The following is a 26,984-nucleotide window of genomic DNA, read 5'->3' as shown; positions in this document are numbered from 1 at the left end:
CTTTTTCGTGATCTGTCGATTTGTCTTAGACCGCGTCGGTGTATTTCACGGTTTTCACATCCGAATCCGGAGCCGATTTCTCGCGGCGCACCAAGAGGCGGTTCATCGCGTTCACATAGGCTTTGGCGGAAGCGACGACCGTGTCGGTGTCGGAGCTTTGGCCGGTGACGATCTTGCCGTCTTCTTCGAGGCGCACGGAGACGGTGGCCTGTGCATCGGTGCCTTCGGTTACGGCATGCACCTGATAGAGTTGCAGGCGTGCTGTGGTCGGGAAGATTTCCTTGATCGCCTTGAAGGTCGCATCGACCGGGCCGTCGCCTTGCACGGTGACCTGTTTGTCGACACCATCGACTTCGAGCGTCAGATCGGCGGATTGCGGGGCTTCGGTGCCGCAGATCACGCGCAGGAATTTCACCTTGATGCGCTCGTTTTGCTCGGCAGCACCGGCGTCGCGCAACAGTGCGATCAGGTCGTCGTCATAGACTTCCTTCTTGCGGTCGGCGAGATCTTTGAAGCGGACGAACACGTCTTTCAGCTGGTTGCCGGCCATCGGGTAGCCCATGTCCTCCAGCTTGGCGCGCAGCGCGGCGCGGCCGGAGTGCTTGCCCAGCGGCAGGGACGTCCCAGACAGACCGATGTCCTGCGGACGCATGATTTCGAAGGTTTCCTTGTTCTTCAGCATGCCGTCCTGGTGAATCCCGGATTCATGCGCGAAGGCGTTCTTGCCGACGATGGCCTTATTGAATTGAACCGGGAAGCCCGAAACCTGCGAGACACGGCGGGAGATGTTCATGATCTTCGTCGTGTCGATGCCGGTGTCAAAGGGCATCACGTCGTGACGGACCTTGAGCGCCATGACGACCTCTTCGAGGGCGGTGTTGCCCGCACGTTCGCCCAGACCGTTGATCGTGCATTCGATCTGACGTGCGCCCGCCTCAACAGCGGCCAGCGCGTTGGCGGTCGCCATGCCCAGATCGTTGTGACAGTGAGTCGCGAAGACCACCTCGTCCGCGCCCGGCACACGTTCCAGCAACATGCGGATGATGTCTGCGGACTCGCGTGGGATGGTGTAACCGACGGTGTCGGGGATGTTGATCGTCGTGGCGCCCGCTTTGATCGCGATCTCAACGACGCGGCACAGGTAATCATGCTCGGTACGGATCGCGTCCATCGGCGACCATTGCACGTTGTCGCAGAGGTTGCGGGCGTGGCTCACTGTCTCGTGGATCTGATCGGCCATCGCATCCATCGACAGCGAGGTGATGTCGCGGTGCAGGGGCGAGGTGCCGATGAAGGTGTGAATGCGCGGCTTGGTGGCGTGTTTCAGGGCTTCCATGCAGCGGTCGATGTCTTTGAAGTTGGCGCGGGCCAGACCACAGATGACGGAGTTCTTGGAATTCTTCGCGATGTCGCTGACCGCTTCGAAATCACCTTCGGAGGCAATCGGGAACCCGGCCTCGATGATATCGACGCCCATGTCGTCGAGCATGGCGGCAATTTCCAGCTTTTCGTTATGGCTCATGGTTGCGCCGGGGCTTTGCTCGCCATCACGCAGGGTCGTGTCGAAAATCAGGACGTGGTCCTGTTTGGATGTCTCGGTCATTTTGAAATCTCTCTTGTTGTTCTTAGCTTTCGGGCTGTGCTGTCTCGGCGCATGCGGTCACCTCTGAGCCTCGCGCCGAAGGCACGCTCAGAGGCAGCTAAGAAGAAGAAGGTCATGACGAAGCGCTGCGCAGGGGCGCAGGGCTTGGGAAGGGATATGAGCCATCGTCGTCATGGGGTTGGAATATACCGGGACGAGGGGGATTGAAAACCCCTTATTTCCGATCCGTGCGGGCTGCGGCATGTGACCACCTTGAAAAACCCCCTTGCAATCCCATTCAGAAATATGAATACGAATGTATACCGACTCGATTTGGGGCGATATCAAGCCGGTGAGCAATAACCTGTGCTACAATTACGCACATTCAACTCCGTCGGGATGTTGACCCGGAACGCGGAGGTATCAAGGAAGGGATAACATCATGGCGCATATCGTTGTGCTCGGAGCCGGGCTTGGCGGCACCATCCAGGCCTATGAATTGAAGGAAACCGTGGGCAAGGATGACAAGATCACGGTCATTTCCAATAAGAGCTATTTCCAGTTTACGCCGTCGAACCCGTGGGCGGGTGTCAACTGGCGCACGAAAGACGAGCTGACCATTGAACTCGAACCGGTGATGAAACGCCGGGGTATCGACTTTATCTGTGACGGCGCAGTGGCGCTCGATCCGAAAGAGAACAAGATCACACTCGCCTCCGGCAAAGAGGTCACCTACGACTATCTCGTACTGGCGACCGGTCCGGAGCTGGCTTTTGATGAGATTGAGGGCTTCGGTCCCGAAGGCTATACCCATTCCGTCTGCTCCATTGAGCACGCCTCCGAATCTGGCGCAATGTGGGATGACTTCTGCGCCAATCCCGGCCCGATTGTCGTCGGCGCTGTGCAGGGCGCATCCTGCTTCGGTCCGGCCTATGAATATGCCATGACCATGGACACCGACCTGCGTCGCCGCAAAATCCGCGATCAGGTGCCGATGACCTTCGTGACGCCGGAACCCTACATCGGCCACCTTGGCCTCGGAGGTGTGGGCGACACCAAAGGTATGCTGGAATCCTACATGCGTGATCGTTCGATCCGCTGGATCACCAACGCGAAAACCAACAAATTCGAAGACGGCAAAGCCTTCGTCACCGAGCATGACCAATACGGCAACCCGGTGAAGGAACACGAGATCCCGTTCTCCTATTCCATGCTGCTCCCGGCCTTCCGCGGTATTCCGGCGCTGATGGGGGTTGAAGGGCTGGTGAACCCGCGTGGTTTCGTCATCGTGGACGAATTCCAGCGCAACCCGACCTATCCGAACATTTTCGGCATCGGTGTGTGTATCGCCATCGCGCCGACGGAGCCGACCGTGATCCCGACCGGTGTGCCGAAAACCGGCTTCATGATCGAGTCGATGGTGACCGCGACTGCGCATAACATTCCGCTGATCATGAAAGGCGAGGAGCCGAAGAACCTCGCAACCTGGAACGCGCTTTGCCTTGCCGACTTTGGTGACGGTGGTGCGGCTTTCCTTGCCATGCCGCAGAACCCGCCGCGCAACGTCAACTGGGCCGGTCACGGCAAATGGGTGCACTGGGCGAAACTTGGCTTTGAATGGTACTTCATGCGCAAAGTGAAACGCGGCGTGTCCGAACCCTTCTATGAGAAAATGATCATGAAGATCATGAAGGTAAACAAACTCAAAGGTTGATCCGATCCTGCCTTTCCCTCGTATTGAAAACGATACGGGAGACACGGCATGAAAGCGTTGATCATTGGCACATCGGGCGGCATCGGCGGGGCATTGGCCCGCGCCTTTGCCGCCCGTTCTTATGAGGTGACGGGGCTGTCTCGGTCCGAGCATGGGTTTGATGTCACCGATCCGTTGAGCGTCGCGACACATCTTGGGGCGTTGGAGGGGCCGTTCGAGCGGGTGGTGATCGCGACGGGCAAGTTGGGCGGCGCAGGTGCTCCGCCCGAGAAATCTCTGCGCGCGCTGTCCGCAGAAGCGCTCCGTGATCAGTTCGCGACGAATGCCATTGGTCCGGCGCTCATTCTGCGCGAATTGCCCCGGCTCCTGCCCAAAGATGCCCCGTCGGTGGTGGCGGTTCTGACGGCGCGGGTCGGCTCCATCGGCGACAATCATCTGGGCGGCTGGTACAGCTACCGTGCGGCGAAGGCGGCGGCCAATCAACTCACTCGTACCGCAGCGATCGAGATCGCGCGCAGCCATAAACAGTCCTGTCTCATCGCCTATCATCCCGGAACCGTGGCGACCAAATTCACCGAGGGCTATAGCCGCGACAAGTTAAGTCCCGACGAGGCCGCAGAGCATCTGATCGAGGTGATGGATGTGCGAGGTCCGAAGGACATGGGGCGTTTTTTTGATTGGAAGGGCGAGGAGGTGCAGTGGTGAGCCGTGTCCTTCTGATCCTTGGCGATCAGCTTTCCCCTGAGATGTCATCGCTACAAGCGGGCGATCCTTCGCTTGATCTGGTGGTCATGGCAGAGGTCACTGCGGAGACGGACTATGTCTGGCACCACCCGAAAAAGATCGCACTGATCTTTGCCGCCATGCGCCACTTTGCCGAAGAGCTGCGCGCTGCGGGCTGGGAGGTGGCTTATACGAAGCTCGACGATCCGGAGAACACGCAATCGCTTTTGGGCGAAGCGCGGCGGAGAGCGCAAGCGCATGGGGCGGATGAGATTGTCATGACCGAAGCGGGGGAATGGCGTCTCAGGCTTGAGGCCGAAGAAAGCGCGATCCCGGTGCGACAGCTTCCCGACACGCGGTTCATCGCGTCAGAACGGGAGTTTGCGGCTTGGGCTGAAGGGCGCAAGGCGCTTCGGATGGAATATTTCTACCGCGAGATGCGGCGCAAGACCGGGCTTTTGATGGACGACGATCAGCCCTGCGGCGGGCAATGGAATTTCGATCACGATAATCGCAAACCGGCCAGTGACGACCTGTTCCGCACCAAGCCTGTGACGTTTGAGCCCGACGAGATTACCTGCGCAGTGCTTGATCTCGTAGAGGTGCGGTTTGGTGAGAATTTCGGGAAACTGCGGCCGTTTTCCTATGCGGTGACGCGCGAAGATGCGGAGAGGGCGCAGCAACATTTCCTTGATCATCACCTGAAAGATTTCGGGACTTATCAGGATGCGATGCTGTCAAATGACCGGTTCCTGCACCATTCGCTCCTGTCCGCCTATCTCAACATCGGTTTGCTGGACGCGTTGAACCTCTGCCGCGCGGTCGAGAAGCGCTATCGCGACGGCAAAGTGCCGATCAACTCCGCCGAAGGGTTCATCCGGCAAATCCTTGGCTGGCGGGAATATGTGCGTGGGTTGTATTTTCTCAAAGGGCCCGACTATCCGCATCAGAACAAACTCAACCACCAACGCAGTCTGCCAGCGCTCTATTGGGGCGCCGAGACCAAGATGAACTGCCTGTCACATGCCGTGGCGCAGACCCGCGACGAGGCCTATGCCCACCACATTCAGCGCCTTATGGTGACCGGCAATTTTGCGCTTTTGGCCGGGGTGAACCCGACGGAGGTGCATGAATGGTATCTGGCCGTCTATATTGACGCGTTCGAATGGGTCGAAGCGCCCAACACGGTCGGTATGAGCCAGTTCGCCGATGGCGGTGTGATCGCGTCGAAACCCTATATATCCTCGGGCAATTACATCCATAAAATGTCGGATTACTGCGGGGGCTGTGCCTATTCCGTGACCAAGAAGACGGGCGAGGGGGCCTGTCCGTTCAATCTTCTCTATTGGCAGTTCCTCGATCGTCACCGCGAGAGGTTCGAAGGCAATCCACGCATGGCGCAGATGTACCGGACATGGGACCGGATGGATGTGGAAAAGCGTGAGATGATATGGAAAGAGGCGGCCACATTTCTGGGCCGCCTCTCCAATGGGGATACCGTTTAAGGATTACTCGGTGGTTTCCGGAGCCGTCTCTTCCGAGGTCGCGTCAGAGGGCGCATCCGTGGAGCCTGCCGGGGCCGCATCCTCGGACACAAGCGCCCCATCGACCCAATCGCCGGAGACCACGCGGCCGTCCTTATAGGTGATCGTGCCGCGCCCGTTGGCTTTGCCGGAGACGAACATGCCCTCATAGCTGTCGCCATTGGCATAGGTCGCCTTACCGCTGCCCTGAATCTCTCCGTTTTTCCATTCGCCGGTATAGGTGAAGCCCGAAGGCATAACGATGGTGCCGTTGCCCTCGCGCTTGCCCGCGACGTAATCGCCTTCATAGGACGTGCCGTCGGGATAGGTGCCTTTGCCCTTGCCTTGACGTTGCCCTGCAACCCAGTCGCCCTCGTAAACGAAGCCGTCGGCATAGGTCATTTTGCCATGGCCGTCGCTCTGCGCGTTCTTGAAGCTCCCCTCATAGGTGAGGCCGCCCGCATAGTGGACAACGCCTTCGCCTTCGGGCACGCCATAGAGCCAATCGCCCTCGTAGATGGTGCCGTTCGGGTAGATGATTTTGCCCTTGCCGTGAGACAGGTCGTCCTTGAACTGGCCGGTGTAGACGGAGCCGTCAGGATAGGTGACTTCGCCGTCGCCTTCGATCCGCCCATCGACCCACTGGCCGGTGTAAAGATAGCCGTCCGCGCCGGTGAAGGTGCCCTGTCCGTGGCGTTTGTCATCCTCGAATTCACCTTTGTAAACGTCGCCATTGGCATAGGAGACCATGCCCTGACCCTGCCGTTTTCCGGCAACGAGGTGGCCTTTGTAGACATCGCCGTTCGGTTGGGTGATCGTGCCTTCGCCATTGCACTGGTTATCCACCCAGCTGCAGTCGAGGACCATGCCCTCGTCGGTGGTCAGAACGCCCACGCCGTTGCGCATGTCGCGGGCCATTTCGCCCTCATAGGTCGCGCCTTCGGGATAGGTGATCTTGCCCTTGCCCTTTTTGACGCCATTCACCCAGGCGCCTTCATAGATATAGCCGCTCGGGCTTTCCATGCGGCCTTGGCCGTGATGTTTGGCGGCGAGGAAGCCGCCCTCGTATTTCACGCCGTTGGCATAGGTCGCAACGCCGGAGCCGGTGGCTTCGCCCGCGACCCAATCGCCCTCATAGGTGCCGCCGTCGGCATAGGTGATCTTGCCGAAACCGTCTGGTTTGCCCTTGGTAAAGGAGCCTTCGTAGACGGAGCCGTCTGTGAAACGCGCGAGGCCTTGGCCCTTAATCTCACCCATCACCCATTCGCCGGTGTATTCGAACCCGTTCGGCAAACGGTAGGTGCCGACGCCGTCCTGCATCCCGTCCTTGAAGGTGCCTTCGTAAATGCCGCCTTCCTCGAATTGGTGGGTCTCCACCGGGCGGTCGTCCTGTGCCATGACGGCGATAGGCGAAAGCCCGATCAGGGTCGCCGCGGCAAGCATGATGCGCATCCGTGTCACTTTGCTCTGTTCCATTCCAGAATTTCTGCTCCGGAGCCTGCCTCTGGCGAAGAACGCCGTGGGTCGGGCCGTGCTGCCCCGTTGGGCCTTGCTGTCGGGCGACAGCCTAGGGGGTTGGCTGCCGGGCTTCAAATGTTTTTACTGTGAGCGGCTTTCCCTTGGGCGTCATTCTGCTAAACCTTGCCTCAACATATCAGGACGCGCGAGAGCCATGATCGACAAATTCCGCCTTACCCTAGCCCAGCTTAACCCGACCGTAGGCGCGATTGACGCCAATGCGGACAAGGTCCGTGCGGCCTATGCGGAGGCCAAGGCGGCGGGGGCTGACATGATCGCCTTCACCGAGCTGTTCCTGATCGGCTATCAGCCGCAGGATTTGGTGATGAAGCCCGCTTTGATCAACGCCGCCATGGCGAAGGCCGAGGAACTGGCCGCGCTGACGGTGGATGGTCCGGCCATCGGGCTTGGTGCGCCGTATTCCTATGGCGATGCGCTCTACAACGGCTATTGGATTTTGGCCGAGGGTCGGGTGAAACAGGTTCTGCGCAAGCATCACCTGCCGAATTACAAGGTTTTCGACGAAAAACGCCTCTTCGCCTCAGGCCCGTTCGAAGGCCCCTATGCCATCGGCCCGCTGCGGATCGGCTCGCCGATTTGCGAAGACGCGTGGTTCGAAGACGTGGCCGAGGCGCAGGTCGAGAGCGGGGCGGAGATTTTGCTCGTCCCCAACGGCTCGCCCTATTACCGCAACAAATACGACACCCGTCTGACCCATATGGTGTCGCGTGTGATCGAAAATGACGTGCCGCTTGTCTATCTCAACATGGTCGGCGGGCAGGACGATCAGGTGTTCGACGGCGGCTCTTTCGTGCTGAACCGTCACGGCACTCCGGCCCATGTCATGCCCGTGTTCGACGAGGCGCTGCGCCATGTCGATTTCGTCAAGGAAGACGGGAAGTGGAGCGCCCTGCCGGGTGAAATTGTCGCACATCCCGGCGAATGGGAGCAGGATTATCGCGCCATGGTCGAATCCCTGCGCGATTACCTTGGTAAAACCGGGTTCAAGAAAGTGGTTCTGGGCCTTTCCGGCGGGATCGACTCGGCGATTGTTGCGACGATTGCCACCGATGCGCTGGGCGCGGAGAATGTGCATTGCGTCATGCTGCCGTCGGAATACACCTCCGAGGGGTCGCTTGAGGACGCCAAGGACATCGCAAACCGTTTGGGGTGCCGCTATGACTTCGTGCCAATCTCGCAGGGGCGCGACGCGATCACTGAGACGCTGTCGCCGATCTTTGGCGATCTGCCGTTTGACACGACGGAGGAGAATATCCAGTCGCGTCTGCGCGGGCTTTTGTTGATGGCGCTGTCGAACAAGTTCGGATCTATGTTGCTGACAACGGGCAATAAATCGGAAATGGCCGTGGGCTATTGCACGATCTATGGTGATATGAACGGCGGCTATAACCCGATCAAAGACCTCTACAAAACGCGCGTGTTCGAGCAATGCCGCTGGCGCAACGCCAATCACCGCAACTGGATGAAAGGGCCGGAAGGTGAGGTTGTCCCCGTGTCGATCATCGACAAGCCGCCCTCAGCGGAGCTGCGCCCGGATCAGCGCGATGACGACAGCCTGCCGCCCTATGAGGTGCTCGACGCGATCCTCACGGGACTGGTGGACCGGGAAGAAAGCGTGGCCGATCTGGTCGACGCCGGGTTTGACCGTGCGACCGTGAAGCGGGTGGAGCATTTGCTCTATATCTCGGAATACAAACGCTTCCAGTCCGCGCCGGGGACGCGCCTCACGCCGCGAGCCTTCTGGCTCGACCGTCGCTATCCGATTGCAAGCCGCTGGCGCGATCAGAGTTAATCTCCCGAACCTGTCCTCGGGTACCTCTTCCTCGCGCGTTAACCTTAATCTGATTAACCTTAACGCGCTGAAAGGGGGTAGAAGTAAGGGGCTGTTGCCCCTTGCTCTGATGTAGCGGGAGCGCTAGACAACGGCCTTTCGGATTGGAAGAGGCGCGTCATGGATCTCACCGTCGGCATCGATTTCGGCACATCGAACTCCGCACTCGGCCTTGCGGCCAATGGCACGCCTTGGCTCGTGGAGCTGGAACCCGGCGAAAAGACCCTGCCGACGGCGGTTTTCTTCGATCCGCGCGGCAATATGCGGCTTGGGTCTGCGGCGAATAAGGCGCTGATTGATGGCGATGAAGGCCGCTATATGCGGGCGCTCAAATCCGTACTCGGCACGCCGCTACTGCGCGAAACGCGTCCCATCGGGGGCAAACGACAGAGCCTTTTGGACGTCATCGCGCAATTCCTCGCCACGCTGAAACAGCGCACGGAAGATCAGATCCGCCAGCCCGTCACCGGGGTCGTCTCCGGACGCCCGGTGCATTTCCATTCCAAGGATGCCGAACGCGATGCGCAGGCGGAGCGCGATCTGCGCGAGGCCTATGAAATGGCTGGGTTTTCCCGCATCCGCTTTCTGGCGGAGCCCGAAGCGGCCGCGCTGGCGTCACAGGATTTGCGGGCCGGTGAGATCGGCCTCGTTGTCGACATCGGCGGCGGCACCTCGGACTTCACGCTGTTTCGGAAGGACAAAGGACAGGTTGAAATTCTCGCCTCCCACGGTATCCGCCTCGGCGGGACGCATTTCGACCGGGCGCTCAGCCTTGCCCATGCCATGCCGCTGTTCGGGGCGGGCGGGCAATTGCGCCGCACGCTGGGAGACGGGCTTTTGCCCATGCCGACACAGATTTTCAACGATCTGGCGAGTTGGCAGAAAATCCCGTTTCTCTACACGCGCGAAACCTTGATGAAGGTGCGCGATCTGGAACGCCATGCGGTCGAGCCGGAGAAACTCGCGCGTCTTGTCGAAGTGATCGAGGCGGAACTGGGCCATGACGTGGCCTTCGCGGTCGAGGCGGCAAAGATCGTCGCCAATGGTGGGGCTGAGGCGGAGATCAACCTGTCATTGGTCGAGAAGGGGCTCGTTGCGGGGCTGACACCCAGCGCACTCGCGCTCGACCTCGCGGCGTATCGGGCGGAGCTTGAGGAGGCGATTTCCGAAACATTGAGCCGCGCGCAGCTCTCGCCGGAGGCGGTCGGCGCGGTGGTCTATGTTGGCGGCTCGTCCCTGATGCATGTGGTCGAGGCGGCTTGCGACACAGTCTTGCCGGAGGCGCGCCCACTTCGCGGCGAGGCCTTTACGGCTGTCGTCGATGGTCTGGCGCTGGCGTCGGCTGAGGGCGCGTAACGCCTCAGACCTCAACCAGCTCACATCCGGGAAGGAGGGCTTCGACCTGTTCGAGCGAACAGAGCTGCGTGCCCGCGGACATGACGGCGGAGGAGGCGGCGGCTGTGCCGAAACACAGGGAGTCCTGCATCGTGTCGCCCTTTGTGAGCGCCAAAGAGAAAGCCCCCACGAAACTGTCGCCCGCGCCGACGGCGGAAACCACCTCTTCTGCCGCGATGGCGCGCGAGGCGTGCCAGCGCCCGTCCTTGTTGGCAAGCGTGGAGCCATCGGCCCCCCGTGCGACGATGACGTTTTCGGCTACGCCGCGCGCGACCAGTTCACTGGCGAAATCGGCGGTGTCCTTGCGCGTCGGAAGTTTGCGCCCGGCGAGGTCTTCGGCCTCCACATCATCCATCCGAAGGACATAGGGATTGGCCGGGTTCTTGGTCAGCTCGTGCAGCGGCTTGCCAGAGGTGTCGACGAAAAGCTGAATGCCTTTTTCGGCGAGATGGCGTGCGAGGCGGGCTGGGTAATCCATCGGAACGCCCGGCGGCTGAGAGCCGGAGAGCACGACGACACCGCCAGCAGGGGCGGCCTGAACGATGGCCGTGAGGGATTCATCGACCATTTCATGATGCCAATACGGACCGGGCATGACGAAGCGGTATTGTTTGCCGCTGTCTTGCTCCGTGACGGCGATGGATTGGCGCGTTGCGCCGCCGGTGACGGAAAAGGCGGTGAAGCGGACATGTTCTTCGGCCAGAAGCCGCAAAAGATGCGCGCCGGTTTCGCCGCCGACCGCGGTGAAGGCGCTGCTTTCGCCGCCGAGAAACTTGATGGCGCGGGAGACGTTGATCCCGCCACCGCCGGGGTCGGCCTCAGGGCTGGTGCAGCGCAGCTTGGGACCGGCGCTGACGGACGGGGTCGCGGTGGAAAGGTCCACCGTCGGGTTCAGTGTAATTGTCAGAATCTGGACCATTTTTGCCAACCGTTTCGTCTGTGCCGAAGCCTGTTTTTCGAAGCATGATTCACATGCCTCGTGACCCTAGCCTACCCCAGGTAGCGATAACAGCCCTGATCCAAGTCAGATAGGTAGGGGCCTGCGTCTGCTTTTTGCGCAGCCGCAGGCCCGAACGCTCAGGCTTTGATCAGGTCTCGATCATGGTTTGATAGCTGGCCGGGACATATTCGAAGCTGCTGTCCTTGGCGCGGACATAACCGAGGGCCGGGAAAGGCATGTGATAGCCGATGAAAGGCACCCGATCCGCCGCCATCATATCGAGCAGTTTGCGCCGGGTTTGCGCGGCGGTGCCTTTGTCGGTGTCGTAGAGCACTTCCCAGTCCGGATTGGCCAGAGAATAGACATAGTGATTGGCGAAATCTGCGCCGAGGATCAGGCGATTGCCTTCGCTTTCGAGATGGAAAGCCATGTGTCCGGGTGTGTGACCGAATGCTTCCATCGCGGTGATGCCGGATGCCACCTCAGATCCGCCTTCGAGCAGATCGAACTGATCCTGCAGCGGGCGGATCTTGGCCTCGAACCCGTCATTGCCGGACATGTCCCAATGGTCCATCTCCACAGTGCCGGTCGAATAGGCGGCATTGGCGAAGGTTGGGGCGTCGGAATAAATCCCGCCGATATGGTCGCCATGCATATGGGTGATCACCACACGGTCCACCTGATCCGGCGTGTAACCCGCAGCGGCCAGAGCCGCGACGATGCCGTCTGGGGACAGGCCCGTGTCGAACAGGATCACTTCGGAGCCGGTGTTCACCAAAGTCGGGGTGAAAAAGAACTGCGCCGCGTCTGCCGGGATGAAATTTGCCTCTGAAGCGGCGGCGAAGTCTTCGTCGCTGGCGTTCAGGCCGAAAATCTTGTGCGGTTCCGGCACGGTGCGGGTGCCCGCGAGGAGGGTGGTCACTTCGAACGAACCAAGAGTGAAGCGGCGATAGGGAGCAAGGGCGGCCCCCATCATCGGCGCCTCCGCGCGTGCCCCGAAGGGCATGCTGGCCGCGACCGGCAGGCTTGCGGCGCCGAGCAAAAGGTGACGGCGGGACAGGTGGGGCGTGGTCAGTCGAATAGGGGTCATAATGTGCATCCTCCGGGGTTTCTCTGTTGGAAACTAACCCTTGAAGTGTAGCACAATACGGGCCCTACCGGATGACATTTGCGTCAGGACGCTTGCCCCCGGCTCAGTCGTATTCCCACCATTTGTCGATGGTGGCGATGTCCTCATCCGACCAGCCGAAATGATGCGCCAGCTCATGCACGGTGACATGGGCGACCATCTGCTGAAGGCTCACATTGCCGCGCATGCACCATTCATCGAGGATCGGGCGGCGGAACAGCCAGATCGTGTCGGGGGCGGTGGCCTGATCCATCGTGGATTTTTCGGTCATCGGGATGCCGGTATAAAGCCCGGTCAGCTCAAAAGGGTCTTGGATGCCAATCTCGGCGAGCAAATCCTCGGGCGCGAAATCCATCACCGTCAGGGCGACATTCGACGCCAGCACTTTGAAGGCGGGCGGCAGATCGGCCATGGTGGCGCGCGCAATATCTTCGATCTGGTCGAGATCGGGGGCGCAGGCGTCGAGAAGCGGTGATGTCATTGCTGTGGTCCCCAGTCGCTTTTCTGTGAATTCATGTGTCAGACTGCACCCGATATGGACTCTTGAGGCGTGATATGAAAGAGGGAGCGCAACAGGAGACAGAAAATGATCGTCACACGTTTCGCGCCCTCTCCCACGGGCTTTATCCATATCGGGAACCTGCGCTCTGCGCTGTTCAACTATCTGCTGACGCGGAAGGCCGGGGGGCAGTTTATTCTGCGTCTCGACGATACGGATCAGGTGCGCTCGACCCAGGAATATGCCGATGGCGTGCTCGAAGACCTCGAATGGCTCGGGTTCACCTGGGATCGGTTCGAGAAACAGTCCGAGCGTCTAGATCGTTATGAGGAAGCTGCACAGGAGCTGCGCGACAAAGGCCGGTTCTATGAGGCGTTCGAAACGCCGACCGAGTTGGACCTGAAGCGTAAGAAGCTCCTGAACATGGGCAAGCCGCCGGTGTACGACCGCGCTGCTCTGGAGCTGTCGGAGGCTGAGAAAGACAAACTGCGCGCCGAGCGTGGCAATGGGGTTTGGCGCTTCAAACTCGACCAGCAGCGCATCGACTGGGAAGATGGCATTCTCGGCCCGATCTCCATCGACGCAGCCTCTGTGTCCGATCCGGTGCTGATCCGCGCTGACGGTCAGTTCCTCTACACGCTCGCCTCCGTTTGCGATGACATCGACTACGGCGTCACCAACATCGTGCGCGGTGCGGACCACGTCACCAACACGGCGACGCAAATCCAGATCATCGAAGCGCTTGGCGGCAAGGTGCCGTCCTTCGCCCACCACTCGCTTCTGACCGGCCCGCATGGCGAGGCTCTGTCGAAACGTCTGGGCACTCTGTCCCTGCGCGATCTGCGTCAACAAGGCGTTGAGCCCATGGCGCTTCTGTCGCTGATGGCCCGTCTCGGCTCCTCGCAACCGGTTGAGCTGCGCACGTCGATGGACGAGCTGGTCGAAGGTTTTGACCTGTCGCAATTCGGCGCGGCTCCGACGAAGTTCGACAGCCAAGACCTGTTTGCGCTGACCTCGCAGATCAACCACACGAAGCCCTTCTCGGATGTGGCAGACGATGTGGCGGCTCTGGGTGTGCCCGCCGAGATCGCCGAGCCGTTCTGGACTGTCGTGCGTGAGAACATCACCGTCAAAGCCGATATGGCTGGCTGGTGGGAGCTGTTCCGCGATGGCGCGACGCCGCTGATTGCCGATGAGGACAAAGACTTCATCGCCGAGGCCTTCACCATGCTGCCCGAGCCGCCCTATACGGCTGACAGCTGGAAAGAGTGGACCTCCGCTGTGAAAGAGGCGACGGGCCGTAAGGGCAAGGGTCTGTTCATGCCGCTGCGCAAAGCCGTGACCGGCATGGAGCGCGGCCCGGACATGTCCAACGTCATGCCGCTTTTGCAGAAAAAGCCGACGCTCTAAGCGTTTCTGTTCAGAAACAAACATCAAACCGCCGCCGGGTTGCCCGCGCGGCGGTTTTTTCATCTTATGTTTCCGATAGGAAACTTTTCCGACTTGCTCCGAATCCGGACCTCGCATAACGTCCCAAAAACGTCGTGCGTTGGGAGAAGGGGACACCCCTACCGAAGGAGCAACCGCCCCGGGAAACTCTCAGGTAAACGGACCTTCGCACGGTCAACACTCTGGAGAGAGGGGTTTTTGCCTCCGCCGAAGGGATAACGATCTCAGGCACCTAGACAGAGGGGGCATCCTGTGGGGAAACCTGCGAAGGTGATGCCGAGATGCGTCGGCGATATGCAAAGGGACGCTATGACCGATCTGAACACTGATCTGAACCGCACGCCGCTTTATGAGTTCCATGTGGCTCAAGGTGCCAAGATGGTGCCGTTTGCAGGCTATGAAATGCCGGTGCAATATCCGCTGGGCGTGATGAAGGAACACCTGCACACCCGCGCAGCCGCCGGACTGTTCGATGTCTCGCACATGGGGCAGGTGATGCTGACCTCGCCCGAAGGGTTCGAAGCGCTGGCGCTGGCGTTGGAAAGCATTGTGCCGGTGGATGTGCTGGGCCTGAAACCTGCGCGGCAACGCTATGGGATTTTCACCGATGAAACCGGCGGTATTCTTGACGATCTGATGATCTCGAACACTGGCGACGGGCTGTTCCTCGTGGTCAATGCGGCCTGCAAGGCAGAGGACATCGCGCATCTCAATGCCAGCCTGCCGGATCATGTCCATGTGACCGAGATCACCGACCGCGCGCTTCTGGCGCTGCAAGGCCCGGCCGCAGAGGCGGCTTTGGCGCGCCTTGTGCCGCAGGTGACGGAGCTGAAATTTATGGATTCCGTGCGGATCACTGTCGATGCGGTCGAATGGTGGATTTCGCGGTCTGGCTATACGGGCGAGGACGGGTTTGAAATCTCGATCCCTGCCGAGCTGGCCACTGAGATTGCGGAGCAACTCGTTGCGATGGACGACGTCGCGCTGATCGGTCTCGGCGCGCGCGACAGCTTGCGGCTTGAGGCCGGGCTTTGCCTTTACGGTCACGACATTGACACATCGACTTCCCCGGTCGAGGGCAATATCGCTTGGGCGATCCAAAAGGTGCGTCGCTCGGGCGGCACGCGCGAAGGCGGTTTCCCCGGCGCGGATCGCATCCTGTCGGAACTTCACAACGGTGCCGAACGCAAACGCGTGGGGCTTTTGCCGCAGGGCCGGGCGCCCATGCGCGAAGGCACACCGCTCTTTGCTTCTGCCGAGAGCGAGCGTCAAATCGGGGAGATCACCTCCGGCGGTTTCGGCCCTTCGGTCGAGCGCCCGGTCGCGATGGGATACCTGCCGATTGCCTATTCGGTGGACGGCACCGAAGTTTTCGCTGAGCTGCGCGGCAAACGCCTGCCCGTAACGGTTGCGCCGATGCCGTTCCGCACCTCTACTTACAAACGCTGATACTTACGCAAGGGACCGTAAACACATGGCCGCTGACATCAAATTCACCGAAGAACACGAATGGCTCCGCGTCGAGGACGATCTGGTCGTCGTCGGCATCACCGAGCACGCCGCAGAGCAACTGGGCGATGTGGTGTTCATTGAACTGCCCGAGGAAGGCACCACCGTGTCGAAAGACGACGAGGTTGTGGTGATCGAAAGCGTGAAAGCCGCCTCCGACATCCTCGCGCCTCTCGACGGCGAGATCGTGGAAGTGAATTCCCCGCTCTCCGACGATCCGGGCAAAGTGGGTGAAGACCCGATGGGCGACGCGTGGTTCTTCAAGATGAAGATCGAGGACATGTCCGCGCTCGACGACTTTATGTCGGAAGCGGAATACAAAGACTTTATCGGCTGAGGAACGCGCATCGTGGCCTATACCCCGTCGACCTATAATCCCTATGATTTTGCCAACCGCCGTCACATCGGCCCGTCTCCCGCTGAGATGGACGAGATGCTGAAGGTGATCGGCGCGCGCTCTCTCGATGCTCTGATCGACGAGACCGTGCCGATGGCGATCCGCCAGATGGCGCCGCTCGACTGGGCGCCGATGACCGAGCATGAGGTCTTGGGCCATATCCGCAAGGTGGCCAAAAAGAACCTCGTGATGACGTCTTTGATCGGGCAGGGGTTCTACGGGACGGCCACGCCGCCCGCGATCCAGCGTAATATCCTTGAGAATCCGGCTTGGTACACGGCTTACACGCCCTACCAGCCGGAGATTGCGCAGGGCCGTCTTGAGGCTTTGCTGAACTTCCAGACAATGGTGTCGGACCTGACCGGCTTGCCGGTTGCGAACGCCTCGCTTCTTGATGAGGCCACCGCCTGCGCCGAAGCGATGACCATGGCGCAGCGGGTGTCGAAATCGAAAATGATGCGCTTTTTCGTCGATGAAAACTGTCATCCGCAGAACATCGAAGTGATGAAAACCCGCGCTGCGCCGCTCGGGGTCGAGGTGATCGTAGCCGATCCGGCAAGCCTTGATCCGTCCAAGGTCTTTGGCGCGATCTTCCAATATCCGGGCACCTATGGCGATGTCACGGATTTCACCGACCAGATCGCTGCGCTGCATGAGGCGAAAGCCGTGGCGGTGATGGCGACCGATCTCATGGCGCTGACCATGCTCAAAGAGCCGGGCGCGATGGATGCCGATATTGCCGTCGGCTCTGCACAGCGGTTCGGCGTGCCCATGGGCTTTGGTGGCCCGCACGCCGCGTTTATGTCCTGCAAGGACGCGATGAAACGCTCCATGCCGGGGCGGATTGTCGGCGTGTCCGTTGATGCCGCAGGCAACCGTGCCTATCGCCTGTCACTGCAAACCCGCGAACAGCATATCCGCCGCGAAAAGGCGACGTCCAACGTCTGCACAGCGCAGGCTTTGCTTGCCGTCATGGCGTCTTTCTATGCCGTCTTCCACGGTCCCGCAGGGCTGCGCGCCATTGGCGAGCAAATCCACGCCAAGGCCGTGAAACTCGCTGAAGGTCTCAAGTCCGAAGGCTTCAAGGTTTCTCCCGCCGCCTTCTACGACACGATCACGGTTGAGGTCGGTGCGATGCAGGGCGTGATCTTGCGCTCCGCTGTCTCAGAGGGGCTGAACCTGCGCAAAGTGGGCAAGGACCGCATCGCCATCGCCATGGACGAAATGGCGGACGATGAGGTGATCGCCAAGGTCTGGCGCGCTTTCGGCCATGAGGCGGAGGTGCCGTCTGGCTTCCCCGGTCTCGGTTTCCCGGAAAGCCTCGTTCGTGAGACGAGCTATCTGGAACATCCGATCTTTGGCATGAACCGTGCCGAGGGCGAGATGATGCGCTATATGCGCCGTCTTGCCGACCGCGATCTGGCGCTCGACCGCGCGATGATCCCGCTTGGGTCTTGTACGATGAAGCTCAACGCCGCCGTTGAGATGATGCCGATCACATGGCCGGAGTTCAACGCGATCCACCCCTATGCGCCGGAGGATCAGTCCGAAGGCTATCGCACCATGATCGATGATCTGAGCGCAAAGCTCTGTGAGATCACCGGCTATGACGCCATGTCGATGCAGCCCAATTCGGGCGCGCAGGGCGAATATGCCGGGCTTTTGACCATTCAGGCCTATCACCGCGCCAACGGGCAGGGCGGGCGCAACATCTGCCTGATCCCGATGTCCGCGCATGGCACCAACCCGGCCTCGGCGCAAATGGTCGGCCTCAAGGTCGTGGTGGTCAAAACCGCTCCGAACGGGGATATCGACCTCGATGATTTCCGCGCGAAGGCGGAAGCCGCTGGCGACAAACTTGCCGCCTGCATGATCACCTATCCCTCGACCCACGGTGTGTTCGAAGAGACGGTGAAAGAGGTCTGCAAGATCACGCATGATTTTGGCGGGCAGGTCTATCTTGATGGTGCGAACCTCAACGCTTTGGTCGGGCTGGCGAAACCCGGCGAGATTGGATCGGATGTGTCGCACCTGAACCTGCACAAGACCTTCTGCATCCCGCATGGCGGCGGCGGTCCCGGCATGGGGCCGATCGGGGTGAAAAAGCACCTCGCCCGCTTCCTGCCCGGCGCGCCGGATGGCTCGGATGAAATAGGGCCGGTCTCCGGGGCGAATTTCGGCTCCGCTTCGATTCTGCCGATCTCTTGGGCCTATTGCATGCTCATGGGCGGGCAGGGGATCACGCAGGCGACGAAAGTGGCGATCCTCAACGCCAACTATGTCGCCGCGCGCCTGAATGACGCGTTTCCGGTACTCTACAAGGGCAAACAGGGTCGCGTCGCGCATGAGTGCATCGTCGACCCGCGCGCCTTCGAGAAGACCACTGAGGTGACCGTGGATGATATTGCGAAACGCCTGATCGACAGTGGCTTTCACGCGCCGACCATGTCCTTCCCGGTGCCGGGCACGTTGATGATCGAGCCGACCGAGAGCGAGACCAAGGCAGAGCTGGACCGTTTCTGCGAAGCCATGCTGTCAATCCGGGCCGAGATCGCGCAGATCGAGGCGGGAGAGTTGCCGCAGGACAACAATCCGCTCAAACACGCGCCCCATACGGTCAATGATCTCGTCGCAGAATGGGACCGGCCTTACCCGCGCGAGCAGGGCTGTTTCCCGCCGGGTGCGTTCCGGGTGGACAAATACTGGCCGCCGGTCGGACGGGTCGACAACGCCTATGGTGATCGCAACCTGATCTGCCTCTGCCCGCCGCCAGAGCACTATATCGAGGCGGCGGAATAATCAGCGCTTTTTCGGTCGCAGGTCGTCTTCTGAAAAGGAGATGCCCTGCGGCGCGAGCCATGCGTTGAAACGGCTGATTTTCTCGTCCATAGAACAGGTGTTGGTTTGCCGCGCCATCTCTTCGGCGTAGGCGTTGCGTAGGCGGGCTTGCTCCGCCGCGTCTAGGTCTCGGAAAGGTGTCATTTTGGCCTCTTGAACCGGGTTCCGTCAGGATACATATATTCTGTAACTCGAATATGAAAAGGAGGCGGGACATGGCCGCAACCCTTGAAAAAACCGATGTGAAACTCGCGTGTCCGACCTGCGGTCAGGTCAATCGTGTGCCCGTGGCGAAACTCTCTGCCGGGCCGAAATGCGGCACTTGCGGCGAACCGTTGATGGCCGGGAAAGTGTCGGAGCTTGATCCGAAAACCCTCAATGCCCTGTCCAAGAAAGACGACCTCCCGGTGCTCGTCGATTTCTGGGCGCCGTGGTGTGGCCCGTGCCGGATGATGGCGCCGGAATTCGCCAAGGCTGCGCAGGCGCTCAAGGGCAAAGCGCGCTTCGCGAAGATCAACACGGAGGAATATCCGACCGTCTCGATGAAGAACGGCATCCGCGGCATTCCCGCGCTGATCCTCTATCAGGGCGGCAAGGAAGTGGCCCGGATCGCCGGTGCACGCCCGGCGCGCGACATCATCGCTTTCGTCGAACAAAACGGCAAATTGCCCGCTTGATACGCGGGCTTTCCGCATGCGCCGGGATGCTTGACAACCCGGTGCAAAAGGTCCAAATCAAAGTTCATGTGGGGTCGTAGCTCAGTTGGGAGAGCGCGTCGTTCGCAATGACGAGGTCGTCGGTTCGATCCCGATCGACTCCACCAAAAGCGCTCCTGTGTCATTGGACCATTCCTGGAGTGCGCCCCTCGGGCTGGACAGTTTGATCTGAGGATGTCGACCGGGGCGTGGTTCTGATAAGGAGAACCACATGACCAAGAAGCATCGACGACATAGCACAGCCAAGAAACGCGAAGTTGTCGAAGCCTATTTCCAGAACGAGGCGAGGCGCGCGCTCAGCCAGAAGTATGATATCTGCCGCACACTGATCCCGATCTGGGCCGGGTACATACCTATGCCGCCATCAAGACTGGTTTCGCCTATCTGACCGTCGTTATGGATGCCTGCTCGCGCAAGGGGTGTTGGGCAAAGTGGCCCGTCTTTAACCTGAGGCATCGGATAAAGGCGGGGCACCTGCAATGTTCATATGTTGCGCGGCGTTCGGCCCAAAGCTGTGTCTCAGGTTTTTGGCCGAACGCTTTATGGGTTGGGTCGCAATATCGACGTGCCTCACGGCAACCGCGCTGAAAGCCGCCATAGCATCCCGACATCGCCGCATCCTCAAGCGACACGGCTTCTTCGGGTCGATGAGCCGTCGAGGACATCCGTATGATAACGCACAGGCCGAGAGCTTCATGAAGACGCTGAAGGTCTAAAGCGTTTCGACTTTAACTTGATCTATCACATAAAGTCGAAACGCCCGCTCCGCTTGGACGTTGCTCCGCGTTTCTGCTCAAACCCTGATTCAGGTTTAAGTAGAAACGCTTTAGGCGGTCTATGTCGCTGAATACGATACCTTCGATGATGTCCCGCCGATTTGCTAAACTTCATCGACAACGTCCACAATGCCACCAGACCGCACTCAGCGCTCGGGTGTCTGAGCCCCAAACAGCCGTAAATCCGGACTCAGACTTCCAGCACATAGCCGAAGCCACGCACATTGCGGATCATCTTTTCATCGAATGGACCGTCTGCCTTACGTCTCAGATAGGCGATATAGACCTCGACGATATTCGTGTTCGGATCGAAATTCTTGCCCCAGACGCCGGACAAGATGTCCATCCGGCTCACGACGCTCCCGGCATTGTCGGCCAGATATTTCAAAAGGGCGAATTCGGTTGGCGTCAGGCCAAGTTCCCGACCTTCGCGTTGCACGGATTTATGGGTCAGATCGAACTCGAAGACACCACAGGACAGGGTTCCGTTCTTTTCCGAAATGCCGCCCTCGCGTCGCCGCAGCAATGCCTCAAGACGCAACAACAACTCTTCGAACGAAAACGGCTTGGTGATGTAATCATCTGCGCCAGACCGCAAACCCGCCAGCTTGTCTTCGAGAGAATCCTTTGCCGTAAGCATCAGGATAAACAGATCGGGATGAGTGTCCCGCAGGGTTTCGCAGAGGATCGCGCCCTCTGCATCCGGCAACATGCGATCAAGAATGATAAGCGACACCTGCCGTTCCGCAAGCACCTCCCACATCGCCGCCGCAGAATTAGCGTGTCGGACGTTATAGCCTTCGTTCGTCAGCCCGAGCAGGATGAAATCCGCGATTTCGTCGTCATCTTCCACCAGAAGAATATCATGCATGGCGGTCCGTCCCGTCCGTTTCCGTGAGCAGCGGCAGGATCACATCCACCCGCGCGCCGTTGGTGCCGTTTTCCGCCTGCCCGATGGAGATCCGACCGTGATGACGGCTGACGATCCAATAGGCGATGGCCAGACCGAGACCGCTGCCCTTGCCACCAGCCCCGCGACTGTTGCGGCCCCGATAAAACCGGTCGAACACATGCGGAATATCCGCTTCGTGAAAGCCCTCGCCCATATCCGAAATCGACAGGTATGCCATGCCATCGGACCGTTTCAGGTCGATCGACACCACACTGTCGCGCGGCGCATGACGGATCGCATTGTCGAGAATGATCATCACCGCCTGATGCAAACGCGCCGGATCGGCATCGACCATCACCGGGTCTTCCGGTTGATGCAGGGCAATGCGTATCCCATCGGCGGCGCGCAGAGACCGGGCATCCATCGTCACCTCCGCCAGAGTTTCCTGAAGCATGGTCGGGGAGGGGATCACCTGAATCGCCCCGGCTTCGGAACGTGCGAGGAACAGCAGGTCATCGACGAGCTGGCCGAGCTGACCCGTCTTGCGCACCATGGCCTGCATCGCAGCCTGAAGCAATTCACTCGACGGGTTCGGATTTCTCAGGGCGACCTCCGCCTGACCGCGCATCACCGTCAGTGGCGTGCGCAGCTCGTGGCTGATGTCTGCCAAAAACTGGGTCCGGCTCGAATCCAGCTCGCGCAGGCGCGCATTCGCGGCCTCAAGCTGTTCGGTGCGCTGGCTCAGGCTTTCGGTGCGCTCAGAGACCTGTTCGGCCAATGAATCGCGGGCGGCCCGCAGACTGGCCTGTTGCTCTGAAATCCGTTGCACCATCTCCTGAAACCGTTCGGCCAGATCGCCAAGCTCGTCACTGCGCCGGGTGTCGAGTGCGATCTCGCCGTGACCGCTTGCCAGATTGTCCGCCGCCGCCGACAGATCGGCAAGCGGGCGTGACACCTGTTTGTCCAGAAGCAAGGCCGTGCCCACCGCAACCAGCGCCGCAGTGACGACGATGCTGATGGCCAAAAGCCTTTGACGTTCGGTCAACGCGTCCCATGCGTCGATTTCGGCGGTGACGCTACGCGCATTGCGCCGGATCGCCTCGTCGATCAGCGTGCCGATACTGGTGTCGAGATCGTCCTCCACCCGGCGGGCATAAAGCGATTGCGCCACCTCGCGCTGGCCTTTCGACAACAGATCGAAAATCTCCACCCCAGCGGCGCCGAGACCTTCCACCTCTGTCTGAAGTTCGGTGATCCAGTCGAGCATGGCCTGCGCGCTTTCCCGGTCTTCGGGCGCCGCCCCGGCCAGATCGGCCTCCAGTGCGGTTTGCAACACATCGAGTTGAACGATCAGATGGTCGTAGGCTTCGGTTACTTCGCCGCGCCCTTCGAGACCCACGGTGAACAACTCCGCGATCTGTTCGGAAAGCCGGTTGGCGTCCGAGTTCAGTTCATTGATCTCGCGCAGGCTTTCATAGCTGCGTTCAAAGGAATGCCGGGAGTCGTCCGTGGCCTGTAATCCAATCAGGATCAGGACACAGATACAGCCGACCACAAGTGCCACGAAACCGTGGCTGACCAGAAGCTTTGCCCGGATTTTCATCCCTTATCCTCCTCTTGGCGCATGCCACGCCCTGTGCGGCCGCAGGTCTGTCATGCACCTGCACGCGGACCTGATTTAATTCACCTGACAGAAGAACACAGCACCCGAGACGGCATTCTTATAAACTTCTAATCTTCACGGGCGCGGCCTCGTAAAGTTCTAATTTGAATTCCAATCTTGGCTGCCCACCTTATCCGATACGCAAAACAGCCCCGCAATACGCCTGCGGGAACCGCAAAAGGATCGGTGGACCAGACGATGAAACATTTCTCTGCAAACGGTGCGAAAATCACCCGGCACGGCGGTGCGCCGCGCATCGTTCTGTATTCCCACGACACCGTCGGTTTCGGGCATCTGCGCCGCAATCTTCTGTTGGCCCAAGCCCTGCGCAGCATCGAACCCCGGCCCGACATCCTGATGATTGCGGGGATGCACGAGGCGGGCGGGTTCCATATCCCTGAAGGCGTCGACATGCTGACCCTGCCGGCCTATGGCAAGACCGCCGAGGGCACCTATGAGGCCCGGCATCTTGGTCTTGATCTGCGCACGATCGCGGTGTTGCGCGCCGAGACGATCAAGGCGGCGCTGGCGGCCTTCGACCCCGATCTGATGATTGTCGACAATGTTCCGCGCGGGTGTCAGGGCGAACTTGATCCGGCTTTACACATGCTGCGAAAGCGCGGGCGTGCCCGTGTCATTCTCGGGCTCCGCGATATCATCGACAGCCCGGAAACCGTGCGGGCGCAATGGCTCCGGCAACGAAACCAGCGTGCGTTGCGTGACTGGTTTGACGAGATCTGGATCTATGGCGACCGCGCCTTTTTCGATCTGCCGAAAGAATATGGGTTCAGCGCGGATTTCCGCGCCCGCAGCCGCTTCATGGGGTATCTTGATCAACGGCATCGGCTGTCGTTGCCCCGTGCCACCGAGGCCGCCACGAAATCTTTGCCGGACAAGGACGACCGTCCCTTCGTCCTCTGTGCCGTGGGCGGGGGCAAGGACGGGGCCGATCTTTGCCACAGCTTTGCCCGCACGACGCTGCCCCCGAACCGGCGCGGCATCATTTTGACCGGCACACAGATGCCCGGCAAGGATCAAGCCGCCCTGACGCGCCAGATTGGCGAACGTGACGACATGCAGATCCTGCGCTTTCTGCCGGAACCGATCTCACTGTTCGCCGCTGCCGACCGGGTGATCACCATGGGCGGCTACAACACCGTGTGCGAGGCGCTGTCCTTCGGCAAACGGTCCCTCATCGTCCCGCGCACCCGCCCTCGCCGCGAACAGGTGATCCGGGCCGAACGGCTGTCGCGCGCAGGCGCCGTGGATATGCTTTTGCCCGAACATCTGTCCCCCGACAGTCTGAGCCAGTGGCTGTCGCGGCCACAAGCGGCGGCGCGGCCCGCCCGCCCTCTCAATATGAGCGGGTTTGAACGCGTCCGCAACCGTGCCGCCGAAATTCTCGCCCAAGCCCCGTCGATCACCTCCTCCTCCCCAGCACTGAAAGAAGCTCTCTGATGACCGTTTCCTCCCCGTCTCCCATTGGTTTTCCGGCACAGACGACTGGCAAGATCGGCTATGTCGTCAAACGCTATCCGCGGTTTTCTGAGACCTTCGTCGTCAACGAAATCCTTGCCCATGAGGCAGAGGGGCGCGAGATCGAAATCTTTGCGCTGCGTCCGGTCGAGGAAACGCATTTCCAGAATATCATTTCGAAAGTGCGTGCCCCCGTGACGCGTCTGCGTCAGCCTTTGCGCAAACAGGACTCGCTTTGGGAGGCACAAAAGGCGCTTTACGTCCTGCGCCCCACGGCGATGACGGCCATGATGCAGTTTCCGGAGAGCAGTGAGAGCGACCTGTATCAGGCCATCCTTCTGGCGCTGGACTGTCTGAGCCGGAATATCACCCATCTGCATGCGCATTTCGGCACGCTGGCGGCCACCGTTGCCCGCATCGCCGCGGCTCTGGCCGGGATCACCTGGTCGGTGACACTCCATGCCAAGGATATTTATTGCGATTACGATGAGGATCATCACCTGCCGCTCAAGCTGGCCGATGCAGATGCGGTGGTCACGGTCTCCGATTACAATGTGCGGTATCTGAACGAGAGTTTGGGCTGTGATCCCCAAAAGCTGGTTCGGATTTTCAATGGTATCGATCTGAACGCCTTCACTTGGTCCGCCCCGCAAGATCAGCCGCATGGGATTCTGGCTGTCGGGCGTCTGGTCGAAAAAAAGGGGTTTCATATTCTTGTCGAGGCTCTGCACATCCTGCGCGACAAGGGGCTGCGCCTGCCGTGCCGGATCGTCGGCGGCGGTGACATGCAGCAGGAATTGCAGGACCAGATCGACGCCTCCGGCCTGTCCGAAACCGTGCGCCTGATCGGCCCGATGCCGCAAGACGACATCATCCGCGCGATGCAGAAGGCGACGCTCTTGGCCTGTCCCTGTATCGTGGGGTCCGACGGCAATCGCGATGGCATGCCGACCGTCCTGCTTGAGGCCATGGCGCTCGGTTGTCCGGTCGTCGCCACCCCTGTGACCGGCATTCCTGAACTGGTGGCACAGGCAGAAACCGGGCTTTTGGCGCAGGAGGGCAATCCCCGCGATCTCGCTGATCAGCTTGCCCGGCTTTGGCGCGATTCCGAGCTGCGTGCTACGCTCGCGCGCAACGCACGCGCGCGGATCGAAGCCGATTTCAACCTGCACAAGAACGCCGCCGAACTGGGTCGGATTTTCGATAGGTTGCGCTGTGATGACCGGGCTGTGGCCGCTCAGGGAGGCCTCTGATGCGCATCGCTTACATCTGTCTCGATCCCGGCATTCCGGTTTTTGGTGCAAAAGGGGCCTCTGTGCATGTGCAATCCATGGTCCGGGCGTTTCAGAGCATGGGGGCCGAGGTCACCCTGTTCTCGCCCCGCTGTGAAGGCACACGCCCAAAGGGGCTTGAGACGACGCCGGTTGTGCCTTTGTCTCTACCGTCGACATCCAACGCTGAGGCGCGGATGCAGGCGCTTATGGCGCTCGACCTAGCCCTGCCGGACATTTTGCGCGACGCCGGGCCGTTCGACCTTGTCTATGAACGCCACGCACTTCTGTCGCACAGCGCGATGACATGGGCGCGGGAGGCCGGCGTCTCCTCCGTGCTCGAAGTCAACGCGCCACTGATGGAAGAACAGCAACGGCATCGCGAGATGATCTTGCCGCAGGACTGTTTGACGTCCACGCAGGCGGCCATGCAGTCCGCCGCCCTTGTCGCCGCCGTCAGCCCTCAGGTCGTCCGCTATGCGCAGGATCACGGAGCAGAAAATGTGCTTCATCTGCCCAACGCCATTGACCCCGCGATGTATGACCGCCCTCGTCAGGACAACCGACCCTTTACCGTCGGCTTCGTCGGCAGTCTCAAGCCCTGGCATGATCTTGATGTGCTGGTCAGCGCCATGGAGATTTTGCATGCCACACGGCCCGATATTCGTCTGTTGATCGTCGGCGACGGACCGGAGCGTGCGCGGTTTTCTGAGCGGATCGCAGCGCTTGGCGGCGAGATTTCCGGGCTGATCCCGCATGACGCGGTGCCGGACTGGCTGGCCAGAACGGATGTCGGAATCGCGCCCTATTCGGCGGCTCAGGAGTTCTATTTTTCGCCCTTGAAGCTTTATGAATATATGGGCGCGCGCCTGCCGGTGATTGCCAGCGATGTCGGCGATCTGGCCCGGATCGTGACGCATGGCGACACTGGCCTGATCTGCCCGCCCGATGACCCCGCAGCCTTGGCCCGGGCGATTGCCACCCTCGCGCAAGACCCGGAGCGGGCCCGGCGTATGGGAGAGGCAGGGCACCGCCATGTCATCGCCCATCACACCTGGCAGGCCAATGCCAGAACCGTGCTCGAACGGAGCCAGTTGCTTGTGGCCTCTGAGGGGCTGTGAT

22 protein-coding genes, 1 tRNA gene and 1 riboswitch are annotated in these 26,984 nt (G+C 60.3%); of the genes, 15 read left to right on the top strand and 8 right to left on the bottom strand.

What is annotated here, in order from left to right; all coding sequences use genetic code 11:
* Nucleotides 1–25: 25 nt before the first annotated feature.
* The gene (locus tag ACYBHZ_RS01085) at nt 26–1,603 is read right to left on the bottom strand and encodes a 2-isopropylmalate synthase (protein WP_460272333.1); all 1,578 of its coding nucleotides are present in this window, start codon (nt 1,601–1,603) and stop codon (nt 26–28) included.
* A gap of 421 nt (nt 1,604–2,024) precedes the next feature.
* Between ACYBHZ_RS01085 and ACYBHZ_RS01080 the strand changes: the two genes are divergently transcribed.
* From ACYBHZ_RS01080 to ACYBHZ_RS01070, 3 genes are read left to right on the top strand one after another with little or no spacing between them, the layout of a single operon-like run.
* Entirely contained in the window at nt 2,025–3,296 is a 1,272-nt protein-coding gene (locus ACYBHZ_RS01080; RefSeq protein ID WP_460272332.1) for an NAD(P)/FAD-dependent oxidoreductase, read from the top strand.
* 48 nt (nt 3,297–3,344) lie between these two features.
* Nucleotides 3,345–4,001, top strand: a complete 657-nt coding sequence (locus tag ACYBHZ_RS01075; protein ID WP_460272331.1) for an SDR family NAD(P)-dependent oxidoreductase — start codon at nt 3,345–3,347, stop codon at nt 3,999–4,001.
* On the top strand, nt 3,998–5,524 hold the full coding sequence (locus ACYBHZ_RS01070) for a cryptochrome/photolyase family protein (RefSeq protein WP_460272330.1): 1,527 nt from the start codon (nt 3,998–4,000) through the stop codon (nt 5,522–5,524). The genes ACYBHZ_RS01075 and ACYBHZ_RS01070 overlap by 4 nt, the downstream gene beginning before the upstream one ends.
* A 3-nt stretch (nt 5,525–5,527) precedes the next feature.
* Here ACYBHZ_RS01070 and ACYBHZ_RS01065 read toward each other — a convergent pair whose 3' ends face one another.
* On the bottom strand, nt 5,528–6,994 hold the full coding sequence (locus ACYBHZ_RS01065; RefSeq protein ID WP_460273170.1) for an MORN repeat-containing protein: 1,467 nt from the start codon (nt 6,992–6,994) through the stop codon (nt 5,528–5,530).
* A 220-nt stretch (nt 6,995–7,214) separates the two neighbouring features.
* On the opposite strand from ACYBHZ_RS01065, the gene ACYBHZ_RS01060 reads away from it, so the two are divergent.
* On the top strand, nt 7,215–8,873 hold the full coding sequence (locus tag ACYBHZ_RS01060; protein ID WP_460272329.1) for an NAD+ synthase: 1,659 nt from the start codon (nt 7,215–7,217) through the stop codon (nt 8,871–8,873).
* A 159-nt stretch (nt 8,874–9,032) separates the two neighbouring features.
* On the top strand, nt 9,033–10,268 hold the full coding sequence (locus tag ACYBHZ_RS01055) for an Hsp70 family protein (RefSeq protein WP_460272328.1): 1,236 nt from the start codon (nt 9,033–9,035) through the stop codon (nt 10,266–10,268).
* 4 nt (nt 10,269–10,272) lie between these two features.
* On the opposite strand, the gene ACYBHZ_RS01050 is transcribed toward ACYBHZ_RS01055, so the two are convergent.
* From ACYBHZ_RS01050 to ACYBHZ_RS01040, 3 genes are all read right to left on the bottom strand, one after another.
* Entirely contained in the window at nt 10,273–11,226 is a 954-nt protein-coding gene (locus ACYBHZ_RS01050) for a 1-phosphofructokinase family hexose kinase (RefSeq protein WP_460272327.1), read from the bottom strand.
* Nucleotides 11,227–11,395: 169 nt separating this feature from the next.
* Nucleotides 11,396–12,337, bottom strand: a complete 942-nt coding sequence (locus ACYBHZ_RS01045; protein ID WP_460272326.1) for an MBL fold metallo-hydrolase — start codon at nt 12,335–12,337, stop codon at nt 11,396–11,398.
* Nucleotides 12,338–12,440: 103 nt separating this feature from the next.
* Nucleotides 12,441–12,857 (bottom strand): metallopeptidase family protein, encoded by a 417-nt coding sequence (locus ACYBHZ_RS01040; protein WP_460272325.1) that lies wholly within the window; start codon nt 12,855–12,857, stop codon nt 12,441–12,443.
* A 105-nt stretch (nt 12,858–12,962) separates the two neighbouring features.
* Between ACYBHZ_RS01040 and gltX the strand changes: the two genes are divergently transcribed.
* The 4 genes from gltX to gcvP all read left to right on the top strand — a co-directional run bounded on the left by gltX (nt 12,963) and on the right by gcvP (nt 19,029).
* Complete coding sequence (gltX, locus tag ACYBHZ_RS01035) at nt 12,963–14,285, top strand: glutamate--tRNA ligase (protein ID WP_460272324.1); 1,323 nt, start codon at nt 12,963–12,965, stop codon at nt 14,283–14,285.
* A 130-nt stretch (nt 14,286–14,415) separates the two neighbouring features.
* Nucleotides 14,416–14,500: riboswitch (glycine riboswitch) on the top strand.
* Nucleotides 14,501–14,633: 133 nt separating this feature from the next.
* A complete protein-coding gene (gene gcvT / locus ACYBHZ_RS01030; protein WP_460272323.1) occupies nt 14,634–15,773 on the top strand; it encodes a glycine cleavage system aminomethyltransferase GcvT in 1,140 nt (379 codons plus the stop codon).
* 37 nt (nt 15,774–15,810) lie between these two features.
* Nucleotides 15,811–16,170 (top strand): glycine cleavage system protein GcvH, encoded by a 360-nt coding sequence (gene gcvH, locus ACYBHZ_RS01025; RefSeq protein ID WP_460273169.1) that lies wholly within the window; start codon nt 15,811–15,813, stop codon nt 16,168–16,170.
* Nucleotides 16,171–16,182: 12 nt separating this feature from the next.
* Nucleotides 16,183–19,029 carry an aminomethyl-transferring glycine dehydrogenase gene (gene gcvP, locus ACYBHZ_RS01020; protein ID WP_460272322.1) on the top strand — a complete coding sequence of 949 codons (2,847 nt, stop codon included), beginning with the start codon at nt 16,183–16,185 and terminating at the stop codon, nt 19,027–19,029.
* Here the strand turns inward: gcvP and ACYBHZ_RS01015 are convergent, their stop codons facing one another.
* Nucleotides 19,030–19,212, bottom strand: coding sequence for a hypothetical protein (locus ACYBHZ_RS01015; protein WP_460272321.1), 183 nt, complete (start codon nt 19,210–19,212; stop codon nt 19,030–19,032).
* A 71-nt stretch (nt 19,213–19,283) separates the two neighbouring features.
* On the opposite strand from ACYBHZ_RS01015, the gene trxC reads away from it, so the two are divergent.
* The 3 genes from trxC (at nt 19,284) to ACYBHZ_RS01000 (ending at nt 20,172) form a co-directional block, all read left to right on the top strand.
* Nucleotides 19,284–19,745 (top strand): thioredoxin TrxC, encoded by a 462-nt coding sequence (gene trxC, locus ACYBHZ_RS01010; RefSeq protein WP_460272320.1) that lies wholly within the window; start codon nt 19,284–19,286, stop codon nt 19,743–19,745.
* Nucleotides 19,746–19,815: 70 nt separating this feature from the next.
* Nucleotides 19,816–19,891 (top strand) — tRNA-Ala (locus ACYBHZ_RS01005).
* Nucleotides 19,892–19,995: 104 nt separating this feature from the next.
* Nucleotides 19,996–20,172, top strand: a complete 177-nt coding sequence (locus ACYBHZ_RS01000; RefSeq protein WP_460272319.1) for a transposase — start codon at nt 19,996–19,998, stop codon at nt 20,170–20,172.
* Between the two features lie 578 nt (nt 20,173–20,750).
* Here the strand turns inward: ACYBHZ_RS01000 and ACYBHZ_RS00995 are convergent.
* Entirely contained in the window at nt 20,751–21,431 is a 681-nt protein-coding gene (locus ACYBHZ_RS00995) for a response regulator transcription factor (RefSeq protein WP_066708885.1), read from the bottom strand.
* The gene (locus tag ACYBHZ_RS00990) at nt 21,424–23,055 is read right to left on the bottom strand and encodes a sensor histidine kinase (RefSeq protein WP_460272318.1); all 1,632 of its coding nucleotides are present in this window, start codon (nt 23,053–23,055) and stop codon (nt 21,424–21,426) included. Before ACYBHZ_RS00990 ends, ACYBHZ_RS00995 begins: the two co-directional genes overlap by 8 nt.
* A gap of 258 nt (nt 23,056–23,313) precedes the next feature.
* On the opposite strand from ACYBHZ_RS00990, the gene ACYBHZ_RS00985 reads away from it, so the two are divergent.
* From ACYBHZ_RS00985 to ACYBHZ_RS00975, 3 genes are read left to right on the top strand one after another with little or no spacing between them, the layout of a single operon-like run.
* Nucleotides 23,314–24,573, top strand: a complete 1,260-nt coding sequence (locus tag ACYBHZ_RS00985) for a glycosyltransferase family protein (RefSeq protein WP_460272317.1) — start codon at nt 23,314–23,316, stop codon at nt 24,571–24,573.
* Nucleotides 24,573–25,844 (top strand): glycosyltransferase family 4 protein, encoded by a 1,272-nt coding sequence (locus tag ACYBHZ_RS00980; protein WP_460272316.1) that lies wholly within the window; start codon nt 24,573–24,575, stop codon nt 25,842–25,844. Before ACYBHZ_RS00985 ends, ACYBHZ_RS00980 begins: the two co-directional genes overlap by 1 nt.
* The gene (locus ACYBHZ_RS00975) at nt 25,844–26,983 is read left to right on the top strand and encodes a glycosyltransferase family 4 protein (RefSeq protein WP_460272315.1); all 1,140 of its coding nucleotides are present in this window, start codon (nt 25,844–25,846) and stop codon (nt 26,981–26,983) included. The genes ACYBHZ_RS00980 and ACYBHZ_RS00975 overlap by 1 nt, the downstream gene beginning before the upstream one ends.
* Nucleotide 26,984 lies beyond the last annotated feature (1 nt).

The sequence above is a fragment of the Celeribacter sp. ULVN23_4 genome, assembly GCF_054788345.1.
Note: the sequence above shows the minus strand (reverse complement) of the source record. Positions and strands in the feature narration are given on the sequence as shown.

Excerpts from the sequence above, each read along its gene's own strand:
- ACYBHZ_RS01015 (WP_460272321.1), bottom strand. The coding sequence starts at position 19,212 with ATGACACCTTTCCGAGACCTAGACGCGGCGGAGCAAGCCCGCCTACGC.
- ACYBHZ_RS01045 (WP_460272326.1), bottom strand. The coding sequence starts at position 12,337 with ATGACCCCTATTCGACTGACCACGCCCCACCTGTCCCGCCGTCACCTT.
- ACYBHZ_RS01075 (WP_460272331.1), top strand. The coding sequence starts at position 3,345 with ATGAAAGCGTTGATCATTGGCACATCGGGCGGCATCGGCGGGGCATTG.
- ACYBHZ_RS01060 (WP_460272329.1), top strand. The coding sequence starts at position 7,215 with ATGATCGACAAATTCCGCCTTACCCTAGCCCAGCTTAACCCGACCGTA.
- ACYBHZ_RS01080 (WP_460272332.1), top strand. The coding sequence starts at position 2,025 with ATGGCGCATATCGTTGTGCTCGGAGCCGGGCTTGGCGGCACCATCCAG.
- gcvT (WP_460272323.1), top strand. The coding sequence starts at position 14,634 with ATGACCGATCTGAACACTGATCTGAACCGCACGCCGCTTTATGAGTTC.
- ACYBHZ_RS00995 (WP_066708885.1), bottom strand. The coding sequence starts at position 21,431 with ATGCATGATATTCTTCTGGTGGAAGATGACGACGAAATCGCGGATTTC.
- ACYBHZ_RS01040 (WP_460272325.1), bottom strand. The coding sequence starts at position 12,857 with ATGACATCACCGCTTCTCGACGCCTGCGCCCCCGATCTCGACCAGATC.
- ACYBHZ_RS00990 (WP_460272318.1), bottom strand. The coding sequence starts at position 23,055 with ATGAAAATCCGGGCAAAGCTTCTGGTCAGCCACGGTTTCGTGGCACTT.
- ACYBHZ_RS00975 (WP_460272315.1), top strand. The coding sequence starts at position 25,844 with ATGCGCATCGCTTACATCTGTCTCGATCCCGGCATTCCGGTTTTTGGT.
- ACYBHZ_RS01055 (WP_460272328.1), top strand. The coding sequence starts at position 9,033 with ATGGATCTCACCGTCGGCATCGATTTCGGCACATCGAACTCCGCACTC.
- trxC (WP_460272320.1), top strand. The coding sequence starts at position 19,284 with ATGGCCGCAACCCTTGAAAAAACCGATGTGAAACTCGCGTGTCCGACC.
- gltX (WP_460272324.1), top strand. The coding sequence starts at position 12,963 with ATGATCGTCACACGTTTCGCGCCCTCTCCCACGGGCTTTATCCATATC.
- ACYBHZ_RS01050 (WP_460272327.1), bottom strand. The coding sequence starts at position 11,226 with ATGGTCCAGATTCTGACAATTACACTGAACCCGACGGTGGACCTTTCC.
- ACYBHZ_RS00980 (WP_460272316.1), top strand. The coding sequence starts at position 24,573 with ATGACCGTTTCCTCCCCGTCTCCCATTGGTTTTCCGGCACAGACGACT.
- ACYBHZ_RS01000 (WP_460272319.1), top strand. The coding sequence starts at position 19,996 with ATGACCAAGAAGCATCGACGACATAGCACAGCCAAGAAACGCGAAGTT.
- ACYBHZ_RS00985 (WP_460272317.1), top strand. The coding sequence starts at position 23,314 with ATGAAACATTTCTCTGCAAACGGTGCGAAAATCACCCGGCACGGCGGT.
- ACYBHZ_RS01085 (WP_460272333.1), bottom strand. The coding sequence starts at position 1,603 with ATGACCGAGACATCCAAACAGGACCACGTCCTGATTTTCGACACGACC.
- ACYBHZ_RS01065 (WP_460273170.1), bottom strand. The coding sequence starts at position 6,994 with ATGCGCATCATGCTTGCCGCGGCGACCCTGATCGGGCTTTCGCCTATC.